Origin of the sequence: Pandoraea fibrosis (assembly GCF_000807775.2) — a bacterium.
GTDB lineage: Bacteria > Pseudomonadota > Gammaproteobacteria > Burkholderiales > Burkholderiaceae > Pandoraea > Pandoraea fibrosis.
This window is the reverse complement of record NZ_CP047385.1, coordinates 3,395,430-3,414,038: the sequence shown is the minus strand read 5'-3', so window position 1 is coordinate 3,414,038 and position 18,609 is coordinate 3,395,430. Positions and strand designations below refer to the sequence as shown.

19 protein-coding genes are annotated in these 18,609 nt (G+C 63.2%); 3 read left to right on the top strand and 16 right to left on the bottom strand.

Translation table 11 applies throughout. The annotated features are described in order from the left end of the window. Positions 1-16 precede the first annotated feature (16 nt). From PI93_RS15080 to PI93_RS15065, 4 genes are read right to left on the bottom strand one after another with little or no spacing between them, the layout of a single operon-like run. Complete coding sequence (locus tag PI93_RS15080) at positions 17-1,354, bottom strand: ATP-binding protein (protein WP_039365760.1); 1,338 nt, start codon at positions 1,352-1,354, stop codon at positions 17-19. Continuing rightward, a complete protein-coding gene (locus PI93_RS15075; protein WP_039365761.1) occupies positions 1,351-2,091 on the bottom strand; it encodes a response regulator in 741 nt (246 codons plus the stop codon). The genes PI93_RS15080 and PI93_RS15075 overlap by 4 nt, the downstream gene beginning before the upstream one ends. A gap of 8 nt (positions 2,092-2,099) precedes the next feature. Beyond that, positions 2,100-2,291: a hypothetical protein gene (locus PI93_RS15070; RefSeq protein WP_039365763.1), complete on the bottom strand. Its 192-nt coding sequence runs from the start codon at positions 2,289-2,291 to the stop codon at positions 2,100-2,102. Next, a complete protein-coding gene (locus PI93_RS15065; protein ID WP_039365766.1) occupies positions 2,288-2,659 on the bottom strand; it encodes a GFA family protein in 372 nt (123 codons plus the stop codon). The genes PI93_RS15070 and PI93_RS15065 overlap by 4 nt, the downstream gene beginning before the upstream one ends. A gap of 221 nt (positions 2,660-2,880) precedes the next feature. On the opposite strand from PI93_RS15065, the gene PI93_RS15060 reads away from it, so the two are divergent. Further along, the gene (locus PI93_RS15060) at positions 2,881-3,408 is read left to right on the top strand and encodes a thioredoxin family protein (RefSeq protein ID WP_039365768.1); all 528 of its coding nucleotides are present in this window, start codon (positions 2,881-2,883) and stop codon (positions 3,406-3,408) included. Here the strand turns inward: PI93_RS15060 and PI93_RS15055 are convergent, their stop codons facing one another. Then, the gene (locus PI93_RS15055; RefSeq protein ID WP_039365770.1) at positions 3,409-3,852 is read right to left on the bottom strand and encodes an Rrf2 family transcriptional regulator; all 444 of its coding nucleotides are present in this window, start codon (positions 3,850-3,852) and stop codon (positions 3,409-3,411) included. Between the two features lie 7 nt (positions 3,853-3,859). After that, positions 3,860-4,552, bottom strand: a complete 693-nt coding sequence (locus tag PI93_RS15050) for a class I SAM-dependent methyltransferase (RefSeq protein ID WP_039365773.1) — start codon at positions 4,550-4,552, stop codon at positions 3,860-3,862. 253 nt (positions 4,553-4,805) lie between these two features. Between PI93_RS15050 and PI93_RS15045 the strand changes: the two genes are divergently transcribed. Further along, positions 4,806-6,395, top strand: a complete 1,590-nt coding sequence (locus PI93_RS15045; protein WP_039365775.1) for a hypothetical protein — start codon at positions 4,806-4,808, stop codon at positions 6,393-6,395. Between the two features lie 70 nt (positions 6,396-6,465). Here PI93_RS15045 and PI93_RS15040 read toward each other — a convergent pair whose 3' ends face one another. The 9 genes from PI93_RS15040 to PI93_RS15000 all read right to left on the bottom strand — a co-directional run bounded on the left by PI93_RS15040 (position 6,466) and on the right by PI93_RS15000 (position 15,443). Further along, on the bottom strand, positions 6,466-7,875 hold the full coding sequence (locus PI93_RS15040; RefSeq protein ID WP_052240367.1) for an amino acid permease: 1,410 nt from the start codon (positions 7,873-7,875) through the stop codon (positions 6,466-6,468). 30 nt (positions 7,876-7,905) lie between these two features. After that, positions 7,906-9,165 (bottom strand): porin, encoded by a 1,260-nt coding sequence (locus PI93_RS15035; protein WP_052240368.1) that lies wholly within the window; start codon positions 9,163-9,165, stop codon positions 7,906-7,908. 81 nt (positions 9,166-9,246) lie between these two features. Then, positions 9,247-10,152, bottom strand: a complete 906-nt coding sequence (locus PI93_RS15030; RefSeq protein ID WP_039365779.1) for a dihydrodipicolinate synthase family protein — start codon at positions 10,150-10,152, stop codon at positions 9,247-9,249. Between the two features lie 86 nt (positions 10,153-10,238). Beyond that, positions 10,239-11,189, bottom strand: a complete 951-nt coding sequence (locus tag PI93_RS15025; protein ID WP_039365781.1) for an alpha/beta hydrolase — start codon at positions 11,187-11,189, stop codon at positions 10,239-10,241. After that, on the bottom strand, positions 11,189-12,058 hold the full coding sequence (locus PI93_RS15020; RefSeq protein WP_052240369.1) for an ABC transporter ATP-binding protein: 870 nt from the start codon (positions 12,056-12,058) through the stop codon (positions 11,189-11,191). Before PI93_RS15020 ends, PI93_RS15025 begins: the two co-directional genes overlap by 1 nt. Beyond that, positions 12,055-12,798, bottom strand: coding sequence for an ABC transporter permease (locus PI93_RS15015; protein WP_039365783.1), 744 nt, complete (start codon positions 12,796-12,798; stop codon positions 12,055-12,057). The genes PI93_RS15020 and PI93_RS15015 overlap by 4 nt, the downstream gene beginning before the upstream one ends. Before the next feature lie 27 nt (positions 12,799-12,825). Next, positions 12,826-13,395, bottom strand: a complete 570-nt coding sequence (locus PI93_RS15010; protein WP_039365784.1) for a VOC family protein — start codon at positions 13,393-13,395, stop codon at positions 12,826-12,828. 34 nt (positions 13,396-13,429) lie between these two features. Further along, positions 13,430-14,455: an ABC transporter substrate-binding protein gene (locus tag PI93_RS15005; protein ID WP_039365786.1), complete on the bottom strand. Its 1,026-nt coding sequence runs from the start codon at positions 14,453-14,455 to the stop codon at positions 13,430-13,432. Between the two features lie 37 nt (positions 14,456-14,492). Further along, positions 14,493-15,443: a fumarylacetoacetate hydrolase family protein gene (locus tag PI93_RS15000; RefSeq protein WP_039366122.1), complete on the bottom strand. Its 951-nt coding sequence runs from the start codon at positions 15,441-15,443 to the stop codon at positions 14,493-14,495. Between the two features lie 159 nt (positions 15,444-15,602). Here PI93_RS15000 and PI93_RS14995 point away from each other — a divergent pair, with 159 nt between their 5' ends. Then, entirely contained in the window at positions 15,603-16,577 is a 975-nt protein-coding gene (locus PI93_RS14995; protein ID WP_039365788.1) for a 2-hydroxyacid dehydrogenase, read from the top strand. 145 nt (positions 16,578-16,722) lie between these two features. Here the strand turns inward: PI93_RS14995 and PI93_RS14990 are convergent, their stop codons facing one another. After that, a complete protein-coding gene (locus PI93_RS14990) occupies positions 16,723-18,600 on the bottom strand; it encodes an LVIVD repeat-containing protein (RefSeq protein ID WP_236105553.1) in 1,878 nt (625 codons plus the stop codon). Positions 18,601-18,609: the final 9 nt, after the last annotated feature.

Here is an 18,609-nt window from a genome sequence, read left to right as displayed (position 1 = left end):
CTTTTGCTACGTCGTCTCAAGCCTTGAGCAAAAGCCGCGCCTCCAGACCGCCGCCCTTACGATTGCGCAGCGTGAGCGTGGCATCCATGGCCTGCGCGAGCTGACGCGCAATGGCGAGACCCAGCCCTGTGCCACCGGTATTGCGATTGCGCGACGTCTCGATACGCACAAATGGCGCGAAGACGGCGTCGAGCATGTCGTCAGGAATACCCGGCCCGCGATCGCTCACCACCACATCGATACCGTTTGCATGCGGGGTCACCGTCAATTGCGCTTCGTTGCCATACTTGAGCGCGTTGTCGACGAGGTTGCCGACAATGCGCCGCAACGCCTGTGGACGCGTCACGATCGGGTGACCGACCTGTCCCGTGAGGGCGACGGGTGACCCCGCGTCGACGTAATCGCAGACCAGACTGTCGAGCAGCGCGTCGAGATCGACCTTGCACGGCGCCTCGGAAGCCCCGTGAAGCGTGCGGGCATACGTCACGCCCTCCTTGACGAGCGACTCCATCTCGCGCAAATCCTGCCGCAGACGCACCGCCGAGGTCTCGTCATCCATCGTGTCGACCCGCAGGCGCATCCGCGTAATCGGCGTCTGCAAATCATGTGAGATGGCGGCGAGAATCTGCATGCGTTCGGTCATGTAGCTGCCAATGCGATCTTGCATGGCGTTGAATGCACGGGCGGCACGGGCGACTTCCGACGGACCGTCTTCGTTCAGACGCTCGGCGCGCAGATCCGGGCCCAGCGCGTCGGCCGCATCCGCCAGCACGCTCAACGGACGCGTCGCCACGCGCACGGCAAGCCAGCAACAGCCTGCGATCATCACCAATTGCAGCATCAGTACAGCCGGCAGCCATCCGGAGAGCGGCAGTGTTGGCGTCGGGAAGACATCGATGGTCAGTGGCGAGCCGTCCGTGAGGCGCAAATGCACCTGAAGGCGGTCGGGATCGTTGGGCACGCTGTTCACTGTCAGTGGATACGACACGCCAATGGCGTCTTCGATCACGCGGGCGACTTGCGCGGCGAGGCCGGCGTCGGGCTTGCCACCACGCTCACCGTCCCCCAGTTCGAAGCGGTAGCTGCGCCGCGCCAGTCGCGGCAACCACTGCGCCCGCTCGGCCGGTGGCAAATGGTCGAGCAACGCGACAGAACTGGCGACTTCGCTCTCGATATAGACGCTCATCATGTTCGACGTTACGCGATTGCGCTCGGTCATCGTGAGCCAGAATGAGAGTGCCTGCGCCAGCGCCAGACCAAGGAACAGAATGAGGGCCAGCCTCGCAAACAGCGAGCGCGGCCAGTGCCAGCGAGGCTGGCGAAGCGCCGGAGCCGGCAGCGTTGACGGTGTCATTCGGAGGCAGCAACCACAGTGACCGCCGCGCAGAAGACATAGCCTTCGTTGCGCAGCGTCTTGATATAGCGAGGCTCACGCGCGCCGTCGCGCAAACGCTGGCGCAACCGGCTGATTAGCAGATCGATGGAACGATCAAAGGCATCGGCCTGACGCCCCTGCGTGAGGTTAAGCAACTGGTCTCGCGTAAGCACGCGCTGCGGATGGTCGAGCAACACGCGAAGCAATCGGTATTCCGCGCCGCTGAGCGCCACCTGCGTGCCATCGGCGTCCAGTAGATGCCGTGCCGTCGTATCCAGTTGCCACTCACCGAAACCGAGCACTTCGGCCGTCTCGGTAATCTGCATGCCCGGCGGCAACATCCGGGTACGACGCAGTACCGACTTGATGCGGGCGAGCAATTCGCGCACCGCGAACGGCTTGGCGAGGTAATCGTCCGCGCCCATTTCCAGCCCGACAATGCGGTCCGTCTCTTCGCTTCGCGCCGTCAGCATCAACACCGGCACGGCCTTGAACTTGCCCGCGCGCAGTTCGCGACACAGCACGAGGCCGTCTTCGCCGGGCAGCATCAGGTCGAGCACGATGAGGTCGGGCGCGCCGTCGGCCAACACCGCGCGCATCTCGCGCCCGTTCGCGGCAACGCTCACGCGCATGCCGTTCTTTTCGAGATATTCGGCCAGCAGCTCCCGAATGCCGCGATCGTCGTCGACGATCAACACATGATCGAGCTTTTCCATGCCGGCGATTATAGCGATGACGGCGAATGGCGCGGACCATGACCGTCGCCGGACAAGTCCGGGCCGGTGCGGCGGCGCGAGCGTTCCGTTACCGGCACCGCCCGGCGGCTGAGCGGTGCGAGATCGCATTGCAGCGGATGGACGGCTTCAGTGCTGAAGCCGCCAGCCAGAAAGGCGAGCAAACCGAGCAGGCGCTTCATGCGTCCTCCACCACGGAGAGTGTCTGCCCGTCGGCCACCGACGCGTCGAGCGCGTAGGGATCGATGCCTTCCAGACAGCCGATGTTCGCGCGCCACATGCCGGGCGACGTGCGCGATGCATGGAACGGGTATATCCCGCAATGTTTGCAGAAGTAGTGACGGGCAACGCGAGTATTGAACTGATAGCACGTCAGATCCTCCGCCCCTGACAGGATGTGCAGATTGGCTTCGGGAAAGGCCGGCGTCATCAGCGCTCCCTTTCGACGGCAGAGGCTGCAATTGCAGCGCGCGGCCGGCTCGACCGGCGTCTGAACTTCAAAACGAACGGCCCCGCAATGACAGGACCCTTGCAACCATTTGGACGACATCGTGTGGACTCCCCAGTGAGCCCGCGCCGGCGGCGCGAGCGCTGTCTGCTTTATAGCCCAATCGCTGTCTGCGTTTGTATCCCTGTGTATCTGGCGGGTATCGGGATACAGGACATTGCCAAAATGGGCATCGGCGAACACATGGCAGATACGCCCCGGCAGTGAAATACGGTGACCGACGTAGGTAAAACCGTTGCACTGCTCTCAGGAGAAAAATTGCTATGTTGACGTTGCTCAGAAGTGCCCTGATCGCCCTCACCCTCACCGGCCTTGCTGCCTGCGGCCCTTCGCAGGCGCGTCCGATGACCGAGGGCGCCGCCCCCGAATTCACCGGCATAGACAACTGGCTAAACAGCCAGCCCCTCACGCTTGAGCAACTGCGCGGCAAGGTTGTGCTGGTCGACTTCTGGACCTACTCGTGCATCAACTGCATCCACACGCTGCCTTACGTACAGCAGTGGTACAAGAAATACAAGGATCAGGGACTGGTCGTGGTGGGGGTGCACACGCCCGAATACGCGTTCGAGCGAGACACCGGCAATGTCCGCGACGCCATCCGGCGCTTCGGCATCACCTATCCGATCGCGCAGGATAACCGCTACGCCACGTGGAAGGCCTACGACAACCTGTACTGGCCGGCGTTCTACCTGGTCGACAAGTCGGGAAAAATCGTCTACACGCATTTCGGTGAAGGCGATTACGACAAGACCGAGGCGGCCATCAAGGCGCAGCTCTCGGCCGTGCATTGATCACTGGGCCGTCAATTCGTGCTGCCGGCAGAGCGCATCGAAGTTCTGCGCGAGGTCGGCCAGCGAGATCGCCCCGAGCCGCTTGACGAGGATGTGCTCCGCCTCACGCAACGCGCCGTCGAGTGCGACATTCACCGCCCGCTCGACGGCGCATTCCGGATTGTCGCTCTGCACACCGATGGCGAAGATGTGAGGGCCACCCACGGCACGATGAATATCGAGCAGCGTCACGTCGCGCAGGTCGCAGGCGATGGACCAGCCACCGCCGTGCCCCTTGTCGGAGCGCACATAGCCTGCGTCGCGCAGGCCCGCCATGGTGCGTCTGACTACCACGGGATTCGTGCGTAGCATCTGAGCAAGTTGCTCGGAAGTGAACGGGGCGTCGCGCCGCGCCATGTGAAGCAATACATGCAACATGCGTGAAAGACGACTATCGCTTCTCATGGTGATCTCAACTGTCGAGTGCCTGACGCGCGAACCAGGCGTGTATCAGACCGCTCTGGAAGAAACGCACCGGCCCGTCGAAGCCGCCCTCCCGGATCAGGTCGCTCACCGCCTCGGGCGGCACCACGGCCACCTGCGAACCATAGACCGCCCTCGCACGCTCACGCGCCTCTGGGTTCACCGACATCATCTCGAACCAGACGTCGAGCAACCGGCGACCGGCCTCCGACGTCATCTCGCACGCCAGATCGGCGCTCGCCAGGTACCCGCCCGGGCGCAGCCGTTGCGCAATGCCACGAAAGAACCCCCGGCGTTCGATAGGGTCGGTCACGAATTGGGAGACGAGGATCGACGTCGCCGCGTCGAACGGCGCCGTCGACGGTAACGAATCCAGATACCCTCGATGAAATGCACAACGCGACACGATCCCGTGCGCCTCGGCCTTCCGGCGGAATACGTCGAGCATCGGCCCTGACGGCTCCACGGCGGTGAAACGCCAGCCGGGATGTCGAGCCGCGAGATACAGGATTTCCGCCCCGGTGCCTGCACCGACGCACAGCACTTCGGCATCTTCCGGCAATGGTGCAAAAACACTGTCCAGCACCAGTTGCAGAGCCTCGCGCAGTGGCGCCATCGCCTGCCAGGTCTGATCGTATGTGGCTGCGTGCTGGTCGAACATCGCTATCGTGTCTTGTTGCATGGCCCGGCGCCAACCTAAACGTAACTTTTGATGTTTCATAATGCCATGAGGCAAGCGGACGGCGCAAGCTCTCTTCTCGACGCCCCCGTTTTCCCGCAGGCATTGAAATGAAACCGTTCGCGCGGCGCCGGAACGCCCCCGCAGGAATTAAGAGGCCGGGCTAAATATTGACGTCTGGAAGTCGTTAATCCTATTGATCGCCCGACATTCCTTACCGGGCCTTATCAGGACAGTTCCGACGACACGCCCCCCGATGACGTCCATAAACTCTGTTTCAACGCTCGCCTCGCTCACTACTAGCGACATTGCCTCGCGCGCAGCGGCCGCCACGGGCCTCACTGTGCCTAACGCAGACACGTCGACCATCACCGGATCGACTAGGGTCACGCTCACCCAGACACCCCCCGTTGCCAACTGGCCGACGTATAGCCAGCCGGTCGCCAACGGAGGCGCCCTGCTCTGGCAGCGCGTGCCGTCCGACCCGCTGTCGTTGATCATGTCGGGCAATGCGACAACATCTGCGCTCGGCAATCGTCTCGATCAACTCGGCACGAAGTTGATGTCTGCCATTGCGGGCGGCGCCACCTCGTACTCGCAAAGCGTGCTCCGGTCGAACTCGCTCACGCCGGTGTCGGACACCGATCTGGCGTTGCAGCAGTCCAATTTGCAGACGAACGCCGACAACCGGTTCGCGTTGACGATCTCCACGGCCAGCGGCGCGAAGGTCACAGTTCGTCTTGGCAGTAGCGACGACGGCCTGTCCGCCGAGTTCTCGGTGACACAGGGCACGCTCACGGATGCCGAACGCGATGAACTCGGCAAGCTCGCCGATGCCTTTCAGAGTGCGGTGAACGGTCTGGCGAAACAGCCGCCCGCGGTCGATTTCAGCGGGCTCACGGGGTTCGATGCCTCGGTGCTGAAGTCAGTCGACCTGTCGGCCACACTCGGCGCGAACGGCAAGGCGCCACAGAACGTCAGCTTCCATGCCGACGCGACACAACGCTCAATGCACGTCGATGGAACGGCCGGGAAGTTCGATGTCAATGTCGATCTGACCCATTTGCAGGCCATCGGCAGTCCGAAAGCCCAGGCCGCCGCGCTAGACGCCTGGCTCGCCCGTTTCGGCACAGCCCAGACACGCGGCAATGGCGACGCTACGCTCATGGACATGTTCAAGGCCGCCTTCGTGGGCCTGAATAGCCACTATCCTCCCGCACCGACGCTGCCGCGTATCTCATTGAGCAATGCCGACACGTCGGTACTGAGTGGGTTGGCAGATTTCAGTGCGTCGATTTCCCAGACGACGAAATCCCCCAATCCAATGCGTCCGTCGGAAATCGATTCGTTCGATTACCAGATTTCGCAAAGTACCCAGATCGGGGGGAAGAACACGCTTGACCGAACCCTTGCGCAGCAGACGCAGGCAACACTCTCGGCGAACTATCACCGCTCGCTCTGGGCCGGTGTGCCACTCAATCTGACGACCGATCCGAAGTCGCAGAACTACGAGTACGTGAAGGTTCAGGACTCGGCGAACAGCAGCGTCGACGTCGGCTATCGCGACGGCCTGCTGATCCGCGCACAGGCACGCCGTACCGCCAGCCGGTCGATGCAAGTCATGCGCTACGAAATTGGCAAGCTGGTGAGTCACGTCACGACGCCGCTCTCGGGTTCGAGCAGCACCGATCTGATGGGTCTGCTTCAGTCCGTGATTCAGAACGACGCGGCACGCTCCGGCAAATCGGCCACGAACGACGACGCGAACGATAATGACGCCACCCGAAGCGAAATCCGCCAACACACGCTGCTGGAAATCGATCCGGCGCGCCTGAACGCTCACTGATCGAGACGCCTCGGGCCGCGACGGCGTCATACCGTCGCGCCCGGACAAGCTCCCCCCATCACACTTCGCCTTATCCCTCCTGCCCCTGGGTCGTCACCGCAGGCGCGCCTGCCCGTTGGCGATACCACACCGCATAGATCACCGACAGCGCCACGACAAACGGCACGCCGTAGACGAGCGTCATGCGGAACTCGTCGGTGAAATACGTCGTGACGAGCGTTGCCAGCATGAGCAACGCACCCGCCAGACTCGCATAGGGGTAGCCCCACATGCGGAATGTCAGCGACTTCGCGTCGTGGGCGCGGCGGAAGTACAGGTGGGTGACGAAGATCATCAGCCAGGTGAACATCGCGCCGAACATCGAGACGGACATCATCAGCGTGAACGACGCCTTCGGCGCGAGCACGTTCAACGCCACGGCCAACGCAATGCCGATGGTCGACAGCATGAGCGCCGCGACCGGCACACCATTGCGGCTGACTTCGCCGAAACGGCGCGGCGCGTAACCCGCGCGCGACAGGCTGAACATCATCCGCGTGGTGATGTAGAGCTGGCTGTTCATCGCAGAGAGTGCCGCCACGAGAATCACCAGATTGATCACCCCTGCCGCGCCCGAAATATGCGTGGCGGCCATCACCTTCACGAAGGGGCTACCGTCTTCACCCGCTGAATTCCACGGCACGATGGCGAGCGTCAGGGCAAGCGTGAGCAGATAGAAGAACACCAACCGGAACATCGTCGCGCGAAAGGCACGCGTGATCGCGCGCTGCGGGTCCTGTGCTTCGCCGGCTGCCACGGCGATCATCTCGATGCTCAGATAGCTGAAGATCGATACGATGACCGCGACCCACATGCCCCACGCCCCCTTCGGGAAGAATCCGCCGTGCGACGTGTAGTTGGCCACGCCGATGCCACTGGCTTGCGGCGCACGGAAAACCACATACGCACCGAGGATCAGGAACACCACAATGGCCACGATCTTGAGCATCGAGAACGCATACTCGACCGCACCGAACACCTTGACGCTTGCCGCATTGATACCGATCAACCCGGCCGAGAAGCCAACGATCCAATACCAGCCGGGGACTGCCGGGAACCAGTACTTCATGTAGACGGCAATGGCCGTGACCTCGGTGCCGACCGCGAACACGATCGACGACCAATAGCCGTAGCGCACCAGAAATCCGGCCAGCGGCCCGATGTAATGTTCGGCATACGCGCCGAACGACCCCGATGTCGGATGGGCCACCGTCATCTCCGCCAAACACCCCATCAGCAACAGCGCGATGGCGCCGCCGATGGCGTAGCTCAGCAGCACGCTTGGGCCGGCGAAGCCGATGGCGAACGCGCTGCCCAGAAACAGACCGGTGCCAATCGCACCGCCAATGGCAATCATCGACAATTGCCCGCTGCTCAGGCCGCGATGCAGCCCTTTTTCTCGCTCGACGATACTGTCGAAGCCCGGTTGTGTCGTACTCAAGGTTGTCTCCTGTAATGCGCAAAGTCGTGTTTAGAAACTGTGTTCGATGCCGAAGCCAATGCCCCGGTAGTGCGCGCCCGGTGGCGCAGTTGCGCCATTACCGATCGTGGGACGCGGCGAGAAGCCGTAGCTGCCCCACGCGCGGTTGATGACCTGGTAGTAGGCGAGATAAACGTCGGTGCGGCGCGAGAAGTCGTAGCGATAGCCGAGGTTGAGTTGCGTCGCGCCGAGCCCGTCGGTGTTGCACATCGCACCGCCCGTGCGCGAGCACGCCCCGTTCATCGCATAACCGCCACCGAGCCAGACGGAGTGCTGTCCGCCGGCGAACCAGTGCTGGACCATCGCGTAAAACGCGTCGCGCCGGTACCGGTTCAGATTGCCGGTCGTGCCGTCATCGGTGCGATAGGTCAACCAGTCCCACCCGGCAACCCACTTGGTCTGGGCGTAGGTGAAGACGATCAACACCTTGTGCGCGTCGTCGCGCGACCCCGTGGCACGCGAGCCTGCATTGGACGGATTGGCCGACGCCGGGGCGCCAAGCCACGCAAGCCCGAAATAGTCCTTATGCATTTCGTAGGCATACCGCACGCGTAGCGGGCCGTTCAGATACTCCAGCCCGGCGCCGAACACCTGCGGAGAAATACTGCCGGCCGGCGTGGTCATGCCGCCCTGCGAAAGCGAATACGAGAGCCGCATGTGAAATCCGGCCCAGTCGGGCGACCAATACTGAATGCTGTTGCCCTGACGGCGGTTGAACGTGGCGTCGGCCGGGTTACCCACGCGCCCCGACTGCGTCGTCGTATTCGGCACATTGAAGCCGGGGTTGCTCAGGATCGTGCTCAGATCGCCGGTGTACGGGTTTCTTACCGGCGATCCGACCGAGAGCGTCGACCATTGATACGGCGTGTCCCAATTGCCGAGAAACGCGCTCCCGAAGGGTCCGCTCAGGCCCACGTTCGAGTTGCGCCCCGCGATGGCGCCGGTCGATTTGCCGTCGATCGAGACCGGCGTCTCGATCTGCCAGATCGCCGCGTACCCGTCGCCGAGATCCTCTTTGCCGCGCATGCCGAAGTACGAAATGCTCGACAACATGCGCGAGCCGCTCGCTTCCGGCGCGTTGATCGCGCCTGCCGGCGCCTGCGTCGGACGCGGCGCAGAGGCACTCACCTGTCGACCGCTCACGCTGACCCAATCGGTCATCGGCGTGAGGTGTCCGTAGATTTGCACCTGTGCCTGCGACACCTCGCAGGCGCCCATGCCCAACACCATCGCCAGCATGGTGCCGGGCATACCGGTGCGAGACCGCGTCGACCCATGACGCGCAAGCCCACGACGTAACCCCCGATACCGCAACGCGCCGCGCATCGCCGCTTACCCCGGTAACGCGAAACCACAAGCGGCCAATTGCGCATGCAGCCGCTCGTGTTGTTCGCTCGTCAGCGCCCTCAGCGGTGGGCGCACCTGCGTCCATGCCGGGTCGTCGCGATGCGATGCCAGCACCGCCTTGAGCGCCGGGATCATCGGGAAGGACTGAACGATGCTGCGCACGGCATCGGCCTGCGCCTGCAACCCCTCGCCCGCTTCGGACGACCACTCGCGGCACAACCGCCCGATGCCCTGCGGATTCACGTTGACCGTCGCCGAAATGCAGCCCTTCGCGCCTCTGGCCGACGCCTTCGATACGAGCGACTCCGACGCCGGAAAGATGCCGAAGCCAGGGAATGCATCGAGCATCGCGCTCAGATTGTTCCAGTCGCCCGAACTGTCCTTGATCCCGACAACCGTTTGCGAGAAGTCGCGAATCAGCCGCTCGATCACCGGCAACGTGATCGGCACGCCCGAGAGTGCCGGGATGTGATAGAGGTACAAGCGCAAACGAGCGTCGCCCACTTGCTCAATCACGCGAGCGTAGTAGTCGTACAAGCCGTCGTCGGTAATGCCTTTGTAGAAGAACGGCGGGAGCATCAGCACACCGGCACAACCGTGCGCCACGGCGTGACGCGTGAGCGCGACCGTCTCGGGCAGCGAGCAGCAACCTGTGCCCGGTAGCATGCGGCGCACATCGAGACCGTGCCCGACCAGATGATCGAGCAACGCCATGCGTTCTCCAACGCTCAGCGAGTTCGCTTCGCTGTTGGTACCGAACGGGGCGAGCCCCACACCGTGAGAGAGCAACCATTTGCAGTGCGCGAGAAAACGGGGGGCATCCGGCGTCAAATCCGCATGAAACGGCGTGACGACGGGCGCAAACGCCCCGGTCAATTCGTGATCGACCATGACAGTTCCTAAGAGGGAGGGAGAGATGAACCGCGCTGCCGGTGCCGAGCCTTGCGGCTCAGCGACTCAGGCAGACGCGAACCGCATCAGGGCGACGGGTTGATTTCGTGCAGGAATTGCAGAATCTCGCGACCGAGCGAGTCGTCGCCCGAATCGATGTGTGCCACGACCGACGTATGGTTGTGGTCGCGCACCTGACGCAACCGCGGTGCGCGGCCGTCTCGCTGTGCCAGGCGGTGACAGAACTCGAGCGCATAGGTATCGAGATGGGGATTCTCGAACTCCGCGATCACGGTCATGACGGGCACGGGCATCGCGTCGGCATGCGCCATCGGTGCGTCGGACGCGTGGCGTACCGGGTCATCGCCGTAGTACGCCACAACGCCCGGCGCGTTCGGATTGTCCGGCAGCACGTCTGCGCGCAGACGCGCACTGATCAACACGGCGCCGGCCACCTCGGGCTGTGCAGGCCGGACACGCGGGTCGCACAGATAGCTCGCGACGTGCGAGCCGCCGGCGGAATGACCGATCAGCACAATGCGCGACAGATCGACGCCGCCCTCGCCTGCGTATTCATCGAGATGCGCGTGCACCCAGCGCATGGCAGCCGCCACATCCTGCGCGCCCCCCGGAAACGGGGCTTCGGGCGCCAACCGGTACTCCGCGTTCACTGCCACACAGCCATGACGCGCGAAGTATCGCGGCACATTGCCGTAGATCTGTGCGTTGGCATTCATGTCGCCCCGAACGAATCCGCCCCCGTGGACGAACACCACGACCGGTGCCGGGCTACCTGCCGCCGGGACCAGCGTCGGACGATAGACGTCAAGCCGATGCCGGGCGTGCGGGCCATACGCCACATCGCGCACGACCGTATATCCCTCGACCGGTAGCCGCGCCAGCAGCGGCGTGTAGGTCTCGAGCACGGCACGTCGACCGGCCGCGATGTCCTGCGCCCAGCGTGGACCGAGCGCACGCATTCGCGCGCGTGCCTCCTGCCAGCCCGCAGCACTCGCCAGCAACGTCTGCCCGTTCATCAATAGACTCCCATCAACTGAGAGAGCTGCGCGATGTACCCGGCATAACGCGGATGCTGCTTGATCGTCTGCGGCGAACGCGGTCGGGGCAGATCGATGACGACTTCCTGTTGAATCTTGCCCGGACGCGCCGACATCACGATCACCCGGTCGGACAGAAACACGGCTTCTTCAATACTGTGCGTCACGAGCAACACCGTCTGCCGATGCTCCTGCCAGATGCGCAGCAGTTCGACGTTCAGGTTGTCGCGCGTGAGTGCGTCGAGCGCCCCGAACGGCTCGTCCATGAGCAACACTTTTGGCTCGAGCGCCAGAATCTGGCCGATCGACGCGCGCTGGCGCATGCCACCTGACAACTCGTGCGGATGATGATCGGCAAACTGTGCGAGTCCCAGCATTTCGAGCAGTGCCTGGACACGCGGCTCGCTCTTCTCCTTCGGGATCTTGCGCAAGCGGGTGCCAAGCAGCAGGTTTTGCCGGACGGTGAGCCAGGGCAACATATTGCTCGTCTGGAACACCACGCCGATCTCCGGCACCGGGCGCGCCACACGCTGCCCGGCGACACGAACCTCGCCGCCGTCATGCGGCACCAGTCCCGCCACAATGCGCAGCAGCGTGCTCTTGCCGCATCCACTCGCGCCGAGAATCGATACGAACTCACGCTCCGCAATCGAGAGCGATACGTCGTCGAGAATTCTGACAGGCGAGGCCTTGCGCTGCTTGGCCGCAAACGTCTTGTCGACATGGCGCACTTCGATCATGGTGCTCTGCGGCTGGGCTGCGCCCGCCGGCATTTCATCCGTCTTGTCCGCCTGCCCGGCAGGCCGTGCCGAGTGGAGTGGCGTCACGGTCGTCGTCACGGTACTCATACGTTGATCCCCCGCCACCAGACGAAGCGCGCCAGACGTTCGATGGCCCAGTAAAGCACCACGGCCAGCAATGTCACCATGAGAATGGCAGCGAACATGACGTCGGTACGTGCTGCCGCCGACGCGAACACGATCAGATGCCCCAGCCCTTCCTCCGAACCGATGAACTCGCCAACGATGGCGCCAATCACCGCGAGCGGCATGGCGATCTTGAGGCCGTCGGCGAACGCGGGCAGCGCCGCCGGCAGATACAGACGCCAGAAGGTGTCCCACGGGCTCGCGCCGAGCGCACGGAAGTGCTCGTCGAGATTGCGGGCCACGGACGCGAGGCCCCCCATCGTCGCGACCACGACCGGGAAGAATGCGAACAGGAACGTCGAGGCCAGCTTCGACGCGAATCCGTACCCGAACCACACGATCATCAGCGGCGCGAGGGCGATCTTCGGCATGCTTTGCAATGCCGTGACCAGGGGATACAGCGTGCGGCGCGCAAACGCGCTGTAGCTGATGACCACGCCGATCACCAGCCCCCCCGTCACCGCGGCCACGAAGCCGGTCAGGACTTCGACCGTCGTGACCCACGTGTCGGTCAGCATCTGCGGATGCACTTCCCACGCGGCGCGAAAGATCGCCGATGGCGGCGGCATCAGGTACGACTGCACTTTGAAATACGTGACGGCCATTTCCCACAGGGCGAGTAACACGCCCCAAAATACGATCGTCTGTGCGATGCGTTTCATTCGATGTCTCCTCCAGAACGTCGGGCGCTAAGCCTTGCCGCCCGATTTGTCCTTGACCATGCCCGGCGGGGGCGGCACGACGAAGCGCTCGAAGCGGAAGCGGTCGAAGCTCTCGATGGAGCGCTCCCACACCTTCGCTTCGTAGGGATGGTCATCGTCGATCTGCGTCATCTCGCAATACAGCTCGACGTTGTTGCCGTCCGGGTCCTTGAACACCAGAAAATAGTTCGCCCCCGGCCCGTGACGCCCGATGCCGCGAACGATTTCGACGTTATGCGCACGCAGTACCTCCACCGCCTGCTCCATCTCCTCGACGCTGTCGACAAGGTAGGAAAAATGCTCCATGCCGGGACGGCTGTAACGCGGCAAATCGTCGATGTCCGGCGAATCCTTCGGGATCTGCGAAAGCGCCAGATCGTGGTGATCGGAACCGGCGCGCAGGAAGACCATCTGGTCGCCGATCCAGTCGGAGACCGTCAGGCCGAGAACCTCGGTATAGAACTTTGCCGACTTCTGAATATCGCGCACGACCAGTACCAAATGGCCGAGTCGCTTCGGGCTGAGCCTGGGTTTGGCTTGGGGTTGGGGGCTTGTCATCTCGACTCCTTGCTTTGCAGCGATTCGGGGACCGTCACTCGACGAACTGGTTGGTATAGATGTCGGTAGCCTTGAGCGTGGGCGCCAGATTGAAGGCATCTCGCACGAACTTCGCCGTGGACTCCATGCGCGGCACCGGCAGCCAGCCCGGCTTGTGCCCCTGTGTCTCGCGGTCGGTCTCCAGGGCCCCGATCTGACGAATCTGCTCGACCATGACTTGCTTGTCGAGCATCGGGTACTGCGAGGCGATGACGACGGCCGATTCCTCCGGATGCTCGCGCATCCACGCGTAGCCACGATACGTCGCTTGCACGAAACGGCGAACCACGTCCGGCTTCTGCGCAATCATCTTCTCGGTCGTGACGATGCCGTTGCCGACCATGTCCAGCCCGAAGTCGCGATAACGCAGCGAACCGATCTCGCGACCCTGCTTCGCGGCGAGCGATTTGAGCACCGGCAGGTTTGCCCCCTCCCAGCACTCGGTCAGGTCTACGCGACCTTGCAGGAACGACGGATTGATCGTCGACGGATCGAGACGAAGCAATTTGACCGACGTCGGTGGCAAGCCGTTGGCCTTGAGCCATGCCGGCACGATGTTCTGCAACGGCGATGCGCCGCCACCACCCATCGAGAGGCCCTTGAGATCGGCAGGTTTGGCGATGGTGCGACCGGGCTTGGCGAGATAGCAGATGGCGCCGGGCCAGACGGCGTTGATCGAGCCGACCATCTTCGTCTTTCCGCCTTGCGCCCGATTGAGCATCACACTGATCGGGTCGCCGTAGCCGAAATCGAACAGACCCTGATCGACTTCATTGACGGTACGCTGCCCGCCGTGACCGACGATGGCCGAGACATCCAGCCCGGCCTCGCGGTAATAGCCCTTGTTGATGGCGACGAGCACGCCGCCGGTACTGCCCTGCGGCAGCCATGAGAGGTTGAACTTCACTTTCTCCTGCGCGGCGACCGGCGTCGCCCACAGAGCACTCGCGCCCATGGCTCCGATCGCTCCGGCACATGCGAGCGCCTTCCCCCAGCGCGTTGCCCACTGCCACTGCTGCATTGCTGCCTCCTCCTGACCGCCCCATGAGCGGCCCTTGTTATTTGCGCTGTGCCACGACGCGGTTCTCGATGGCGCCAATGCCCTCGATTCCCGCCACCATCACGTCACCCGCCTTGAGATACACGCCACGCCCCATGCCCACGCCTGTCGGCGTGCCCGTGGCGATCAGATCGCCGGGCTTGAGCGTGAGAATGCCGGACAGGTAGGCGATCTGCTCCGCAATGTTGAAGATCATTCCTGCCGTCGTGTCGTCCTGCATCATTTCGCCGTTCACCGACAGCGTCATACGCAGGTTCTGGGGATCGCGAATGACGTCGCGCGGCACAAACCACGGCCCCAGAGGAGCGAAGGTATCGAAACTCTTGCCGCGAAACCAGTCGTGCGTGAACGGATAGTCGGTGCGGCGATTCAGGTCGCGCGCGCTCACGTCGTTGATGACGGTGTAGCCGGCGATCCACTCGTGCGCCTGTTCCACCGGAATATGGCGGCCCGGACGGCCAATGACGACCGCCAGTTCGACCTCCCAGTCGACTCGCTCGGCATGCGCAGGCAGCACCACGTCCGTGCCGGTCGCGGTCACGCTGGTCTCCGCTTTCATGAACATATACGGCGAACTCTCGCTGCGCGGCGCGAGTTTGGTGCCCATCTCGGCCGCGTGCTCGTAGAAGTTCGACGCCGTCGCGAAGATGCGGCCCGGCTGGTACGGCACGCACAGACGGTAATCGGTGCTCTCCAACGCGCCGACCTTGGCCGGTACCCCGGCTTCCAACGCCTGACGCACCGCAGCGCTCAGGGCTTCGCCATGAACGTACCAGTCGGAAAGCAACGCCGTCAGATCTTGTGCTGCCAGCAGATTCTCTTGCGCGCCCACGTGACGCAGCACGGTTTCCAGATCGTACAGACGGCCATGTTGCACCAGCGCCGTGCGACGTTGCGCGCCTGCTCCCGGCGCCAGCGATTCATAAGTTGCAATACCAAACCAGGTCACACCTTCCTCCTTGTCTTCCTTCGGGAAACCGACGTCGATCTTTCGCATCGGTTGTCTTTTTGATTGCTATGTGAAGATACAATACATAGCATATGTATACATAGCAACTGATTTGTATTTTATTTTTTAAACCTATTCTTCGACACGATTAAGGCCTCCATGAACGACGCTCCGCTGCTGCTCAACCTGATTCCACTGGAACCGATCGCCCGCGCCCAACTGCTCGACGCCGGCCTGAATTTGCGCGACGTCGACGTGCGCAGTACGCGCCTGAGCGACATCGATATCGGGCTGACTGCACGGATCGTGCTGACCAACGGCACGACCGGATTCACCGCCGTACAAATGGACGCCCTGCCACACCTCGAACTCATTTGTGCCTTCGGCGCAGGTCACGAAAACATCGACGTGGCGGCCGCCACGGAACGCGGCATTGCCGTCGCGCACGCGCCGAACACCAACGGCGAGACGGTGGCCGATCACGCCCTTGCCCTCATGCTCGCCAGCGCACGCGGCCTGGTCACGCTCGACCGTGCCGTCAAGGCCGGCGGTTGGGCCAAGCACCGCGCACCGCGTCCGACACTGCACGGAGCGAAGCTCGGCATCGTCGGTTTGGGCAACATCGGCCGGTCCATCGCAACGCGCGCCGAAGGCTTCGGCATGTCCATCGGCTATCACACGCGCACGGCGCGCAGCGACTGCCGCTGGCGCCATTTCAACGACGTGGGCGCGCTGGCCGATGCCAGCGACTTTCTCGTCCTCGCCTGCCCCGGCGGCCCGGCCACCCATCACCTCGTGAACGCCAACGTGCTGGCACGACTCGGCGCAAACGGCTTTCTCGTGAACGTGGCGCGGGGTAGCGTTGTGGATACGGTGGCGTTGATCGAGGCGCTTTGCGATGGCGTGATTGCCGGCGCTGCGCTCGACGTCTTCGAGCACGAACCGGAAGTGCCATCGGCACTACGCATGCTCGAGAACGTGGTGCTGACACCGCACGTCTCCGGACGCTCGCCTGCCGCCCTGCAAGCGCAAATCGATCTGTTGCTTGCCAATATCCGCGCCCATCTCTCGGGCCGGTCGCTGCCCGCTGGCGTCAATACCCTCAGTGCCCCCTCGCCGCGCGGCGAGCGATAAAGCGTTCGAATAAAAAAATGAAGCGGGCAACCGGGAGACCATCGGAGGTTGCCCGCTTCGAACACTTCACGCTTTGGAGGCCCTGTGAAGTCGTCTGCGGTGACGGCACGACGCGTCGTGCCGTCCCTTCGCCATGTTGCGAGGCTTAGCGTGCCGGCCAGGGTTTCGCCGGGGCGCCCATCACCGGCTCGCCGAGCAACGGGCTCGACAATGCGTAGGCACCGTTCTCGGTGAAGGCCCACATGATGTTGCGGTCGTACTCGGTGTACATCGCGAACACGCCCTTGCCCAGCGTGTAGACCGGCAACTCGGTCTCATCCGCCAGACCCGGCACGAAGTAGCCGGCAATGCGCGGCTTGGCGGGGTCCTTCACGTCGAAGATCTGCACGCCGGCGTTGTAGAACGAGTACGGCACGATCCCCTGACGCCAGGTGCCCGGTTGGCCTATCGAATTCGAACGCTTCGGACCGTAGTTGCCGCCACGCTGGCAGAAGCTCGTGAACGGCGCCCCTTCCGGAATTTCCGGCTCGGGGAATTTCGCCGCGACCTTCATTTTTGCGGGGTTGCGCGCATCGACGACGAAGATGTCCTTGTACGGCTCGTAGCAATCGCGGTTCATCGGATAGCCACTGGTGAGCACGTACCCCGTGCGCTCGTACTGGCTCACGTCGGCGTTGTCGTACTCGGTGCCCGCAAAGCTCGGTGCGGTGTTCACGTTCCCCAACACCTTCGGGTGCACCGGGTCGGACAGGTCGAACGACCACAGCCCGAGACCGCCCATCGCGCCGAAGCCCACTTTGCCACCCTGCTCCAGCGGCTTGGGCAGGAAGATCGGCATGCGCGAGCCCATCCACGACGTGCGATTGCCCGCACGCGGATTCTGCAAATAGGCCTGCTCATGCTCTGCGTTACCGAGAATCTGGCCCGGCACTGCGATCTGAGACAGGAATTTCGGATTGGCCGGATCCGACATATCCCACACCTGATAGCCCGGCGAGTAGAGATAGTTCGGATATTCCGAGAGCGCGTAACTGTCATCCGGCGCCGCCGAGAGAATCATGTACTTGCCGCCGTAGAACTCTGGCGAATCGAGCGAGCCCGAGCCTTGCTGCTGCCCCACCGGCGCGTCCGGATGCTTGTAGTCGGTCGTGCGCGTGGCGATCAGTTTCCAGTCGGAAGGCAGCGGGCCGTCCATCTCGAAGACCTTAAAACCCTTGAGCGAGTTGTAGTTGCGCTGCGCGGCGACCTTGTCGGGTTGCTTCGACTTGTCCGTCATCAGGCCATAGCGGCCGATCTCGAACGACGCCACCAGAATCGGCTTGCCGAGCTTCTTGCTCCACACGATGGTGGCGCCGCCCAGATAATCCTGAACGTTGTTGGCGTCGAACTTTTCGCTCGAACCCTTCGGGCCCCACACGCCGCCCTTCGAATACACGACCTTGCCGTTGGCCGGATCGGTCACGTCCATGATGCGCAGGTAGTCGCGATCATGGATGTACAGGTATCGCTTGCCGTTGAAGTCGGCGATGTTGTTCCAGGCGTGAAACGGCGAATCGACACCGGGGTAGAACGCCAGCACCTTCACGTTCTTCGTATAGCTCTTCTTGTCCCACGACGTGAGCTCACCGGGGAAGCGCTGCCCCGTATGCACTTCCGGCGTAGCCTTCGGCCAGATGAACTTGCCGGTCGCAGGATCCATGCCGTAATCGACGCCAGGCTTGAGCGGCTTAGGCTCGCGGTCCGGCGTGAGGCGCAGCCAGCCCGCCAGATAGGGGTCCTTGACGTTCGGCGTGCCGGGCGTGCCCGTGGGCTGTACGTCGGTCGGTGCCGCTGCGGGGGCGACCGGCGCGCTGTCCGGCGCCGACGCGTGAGCCGCGAGCGTCATCGTGAGCGCCGCGAGTACTGCCGTGGCGGTCAACGAAACGCCGAGTGTCTGCTTGCGAAACATGTCTTCCTCCTTCGTCTCAAAAGTCTTCTCGCCAGCGACTACCTTGCCGTGGATATCGCTGGCGGCGTGATGCATGAATTCAGA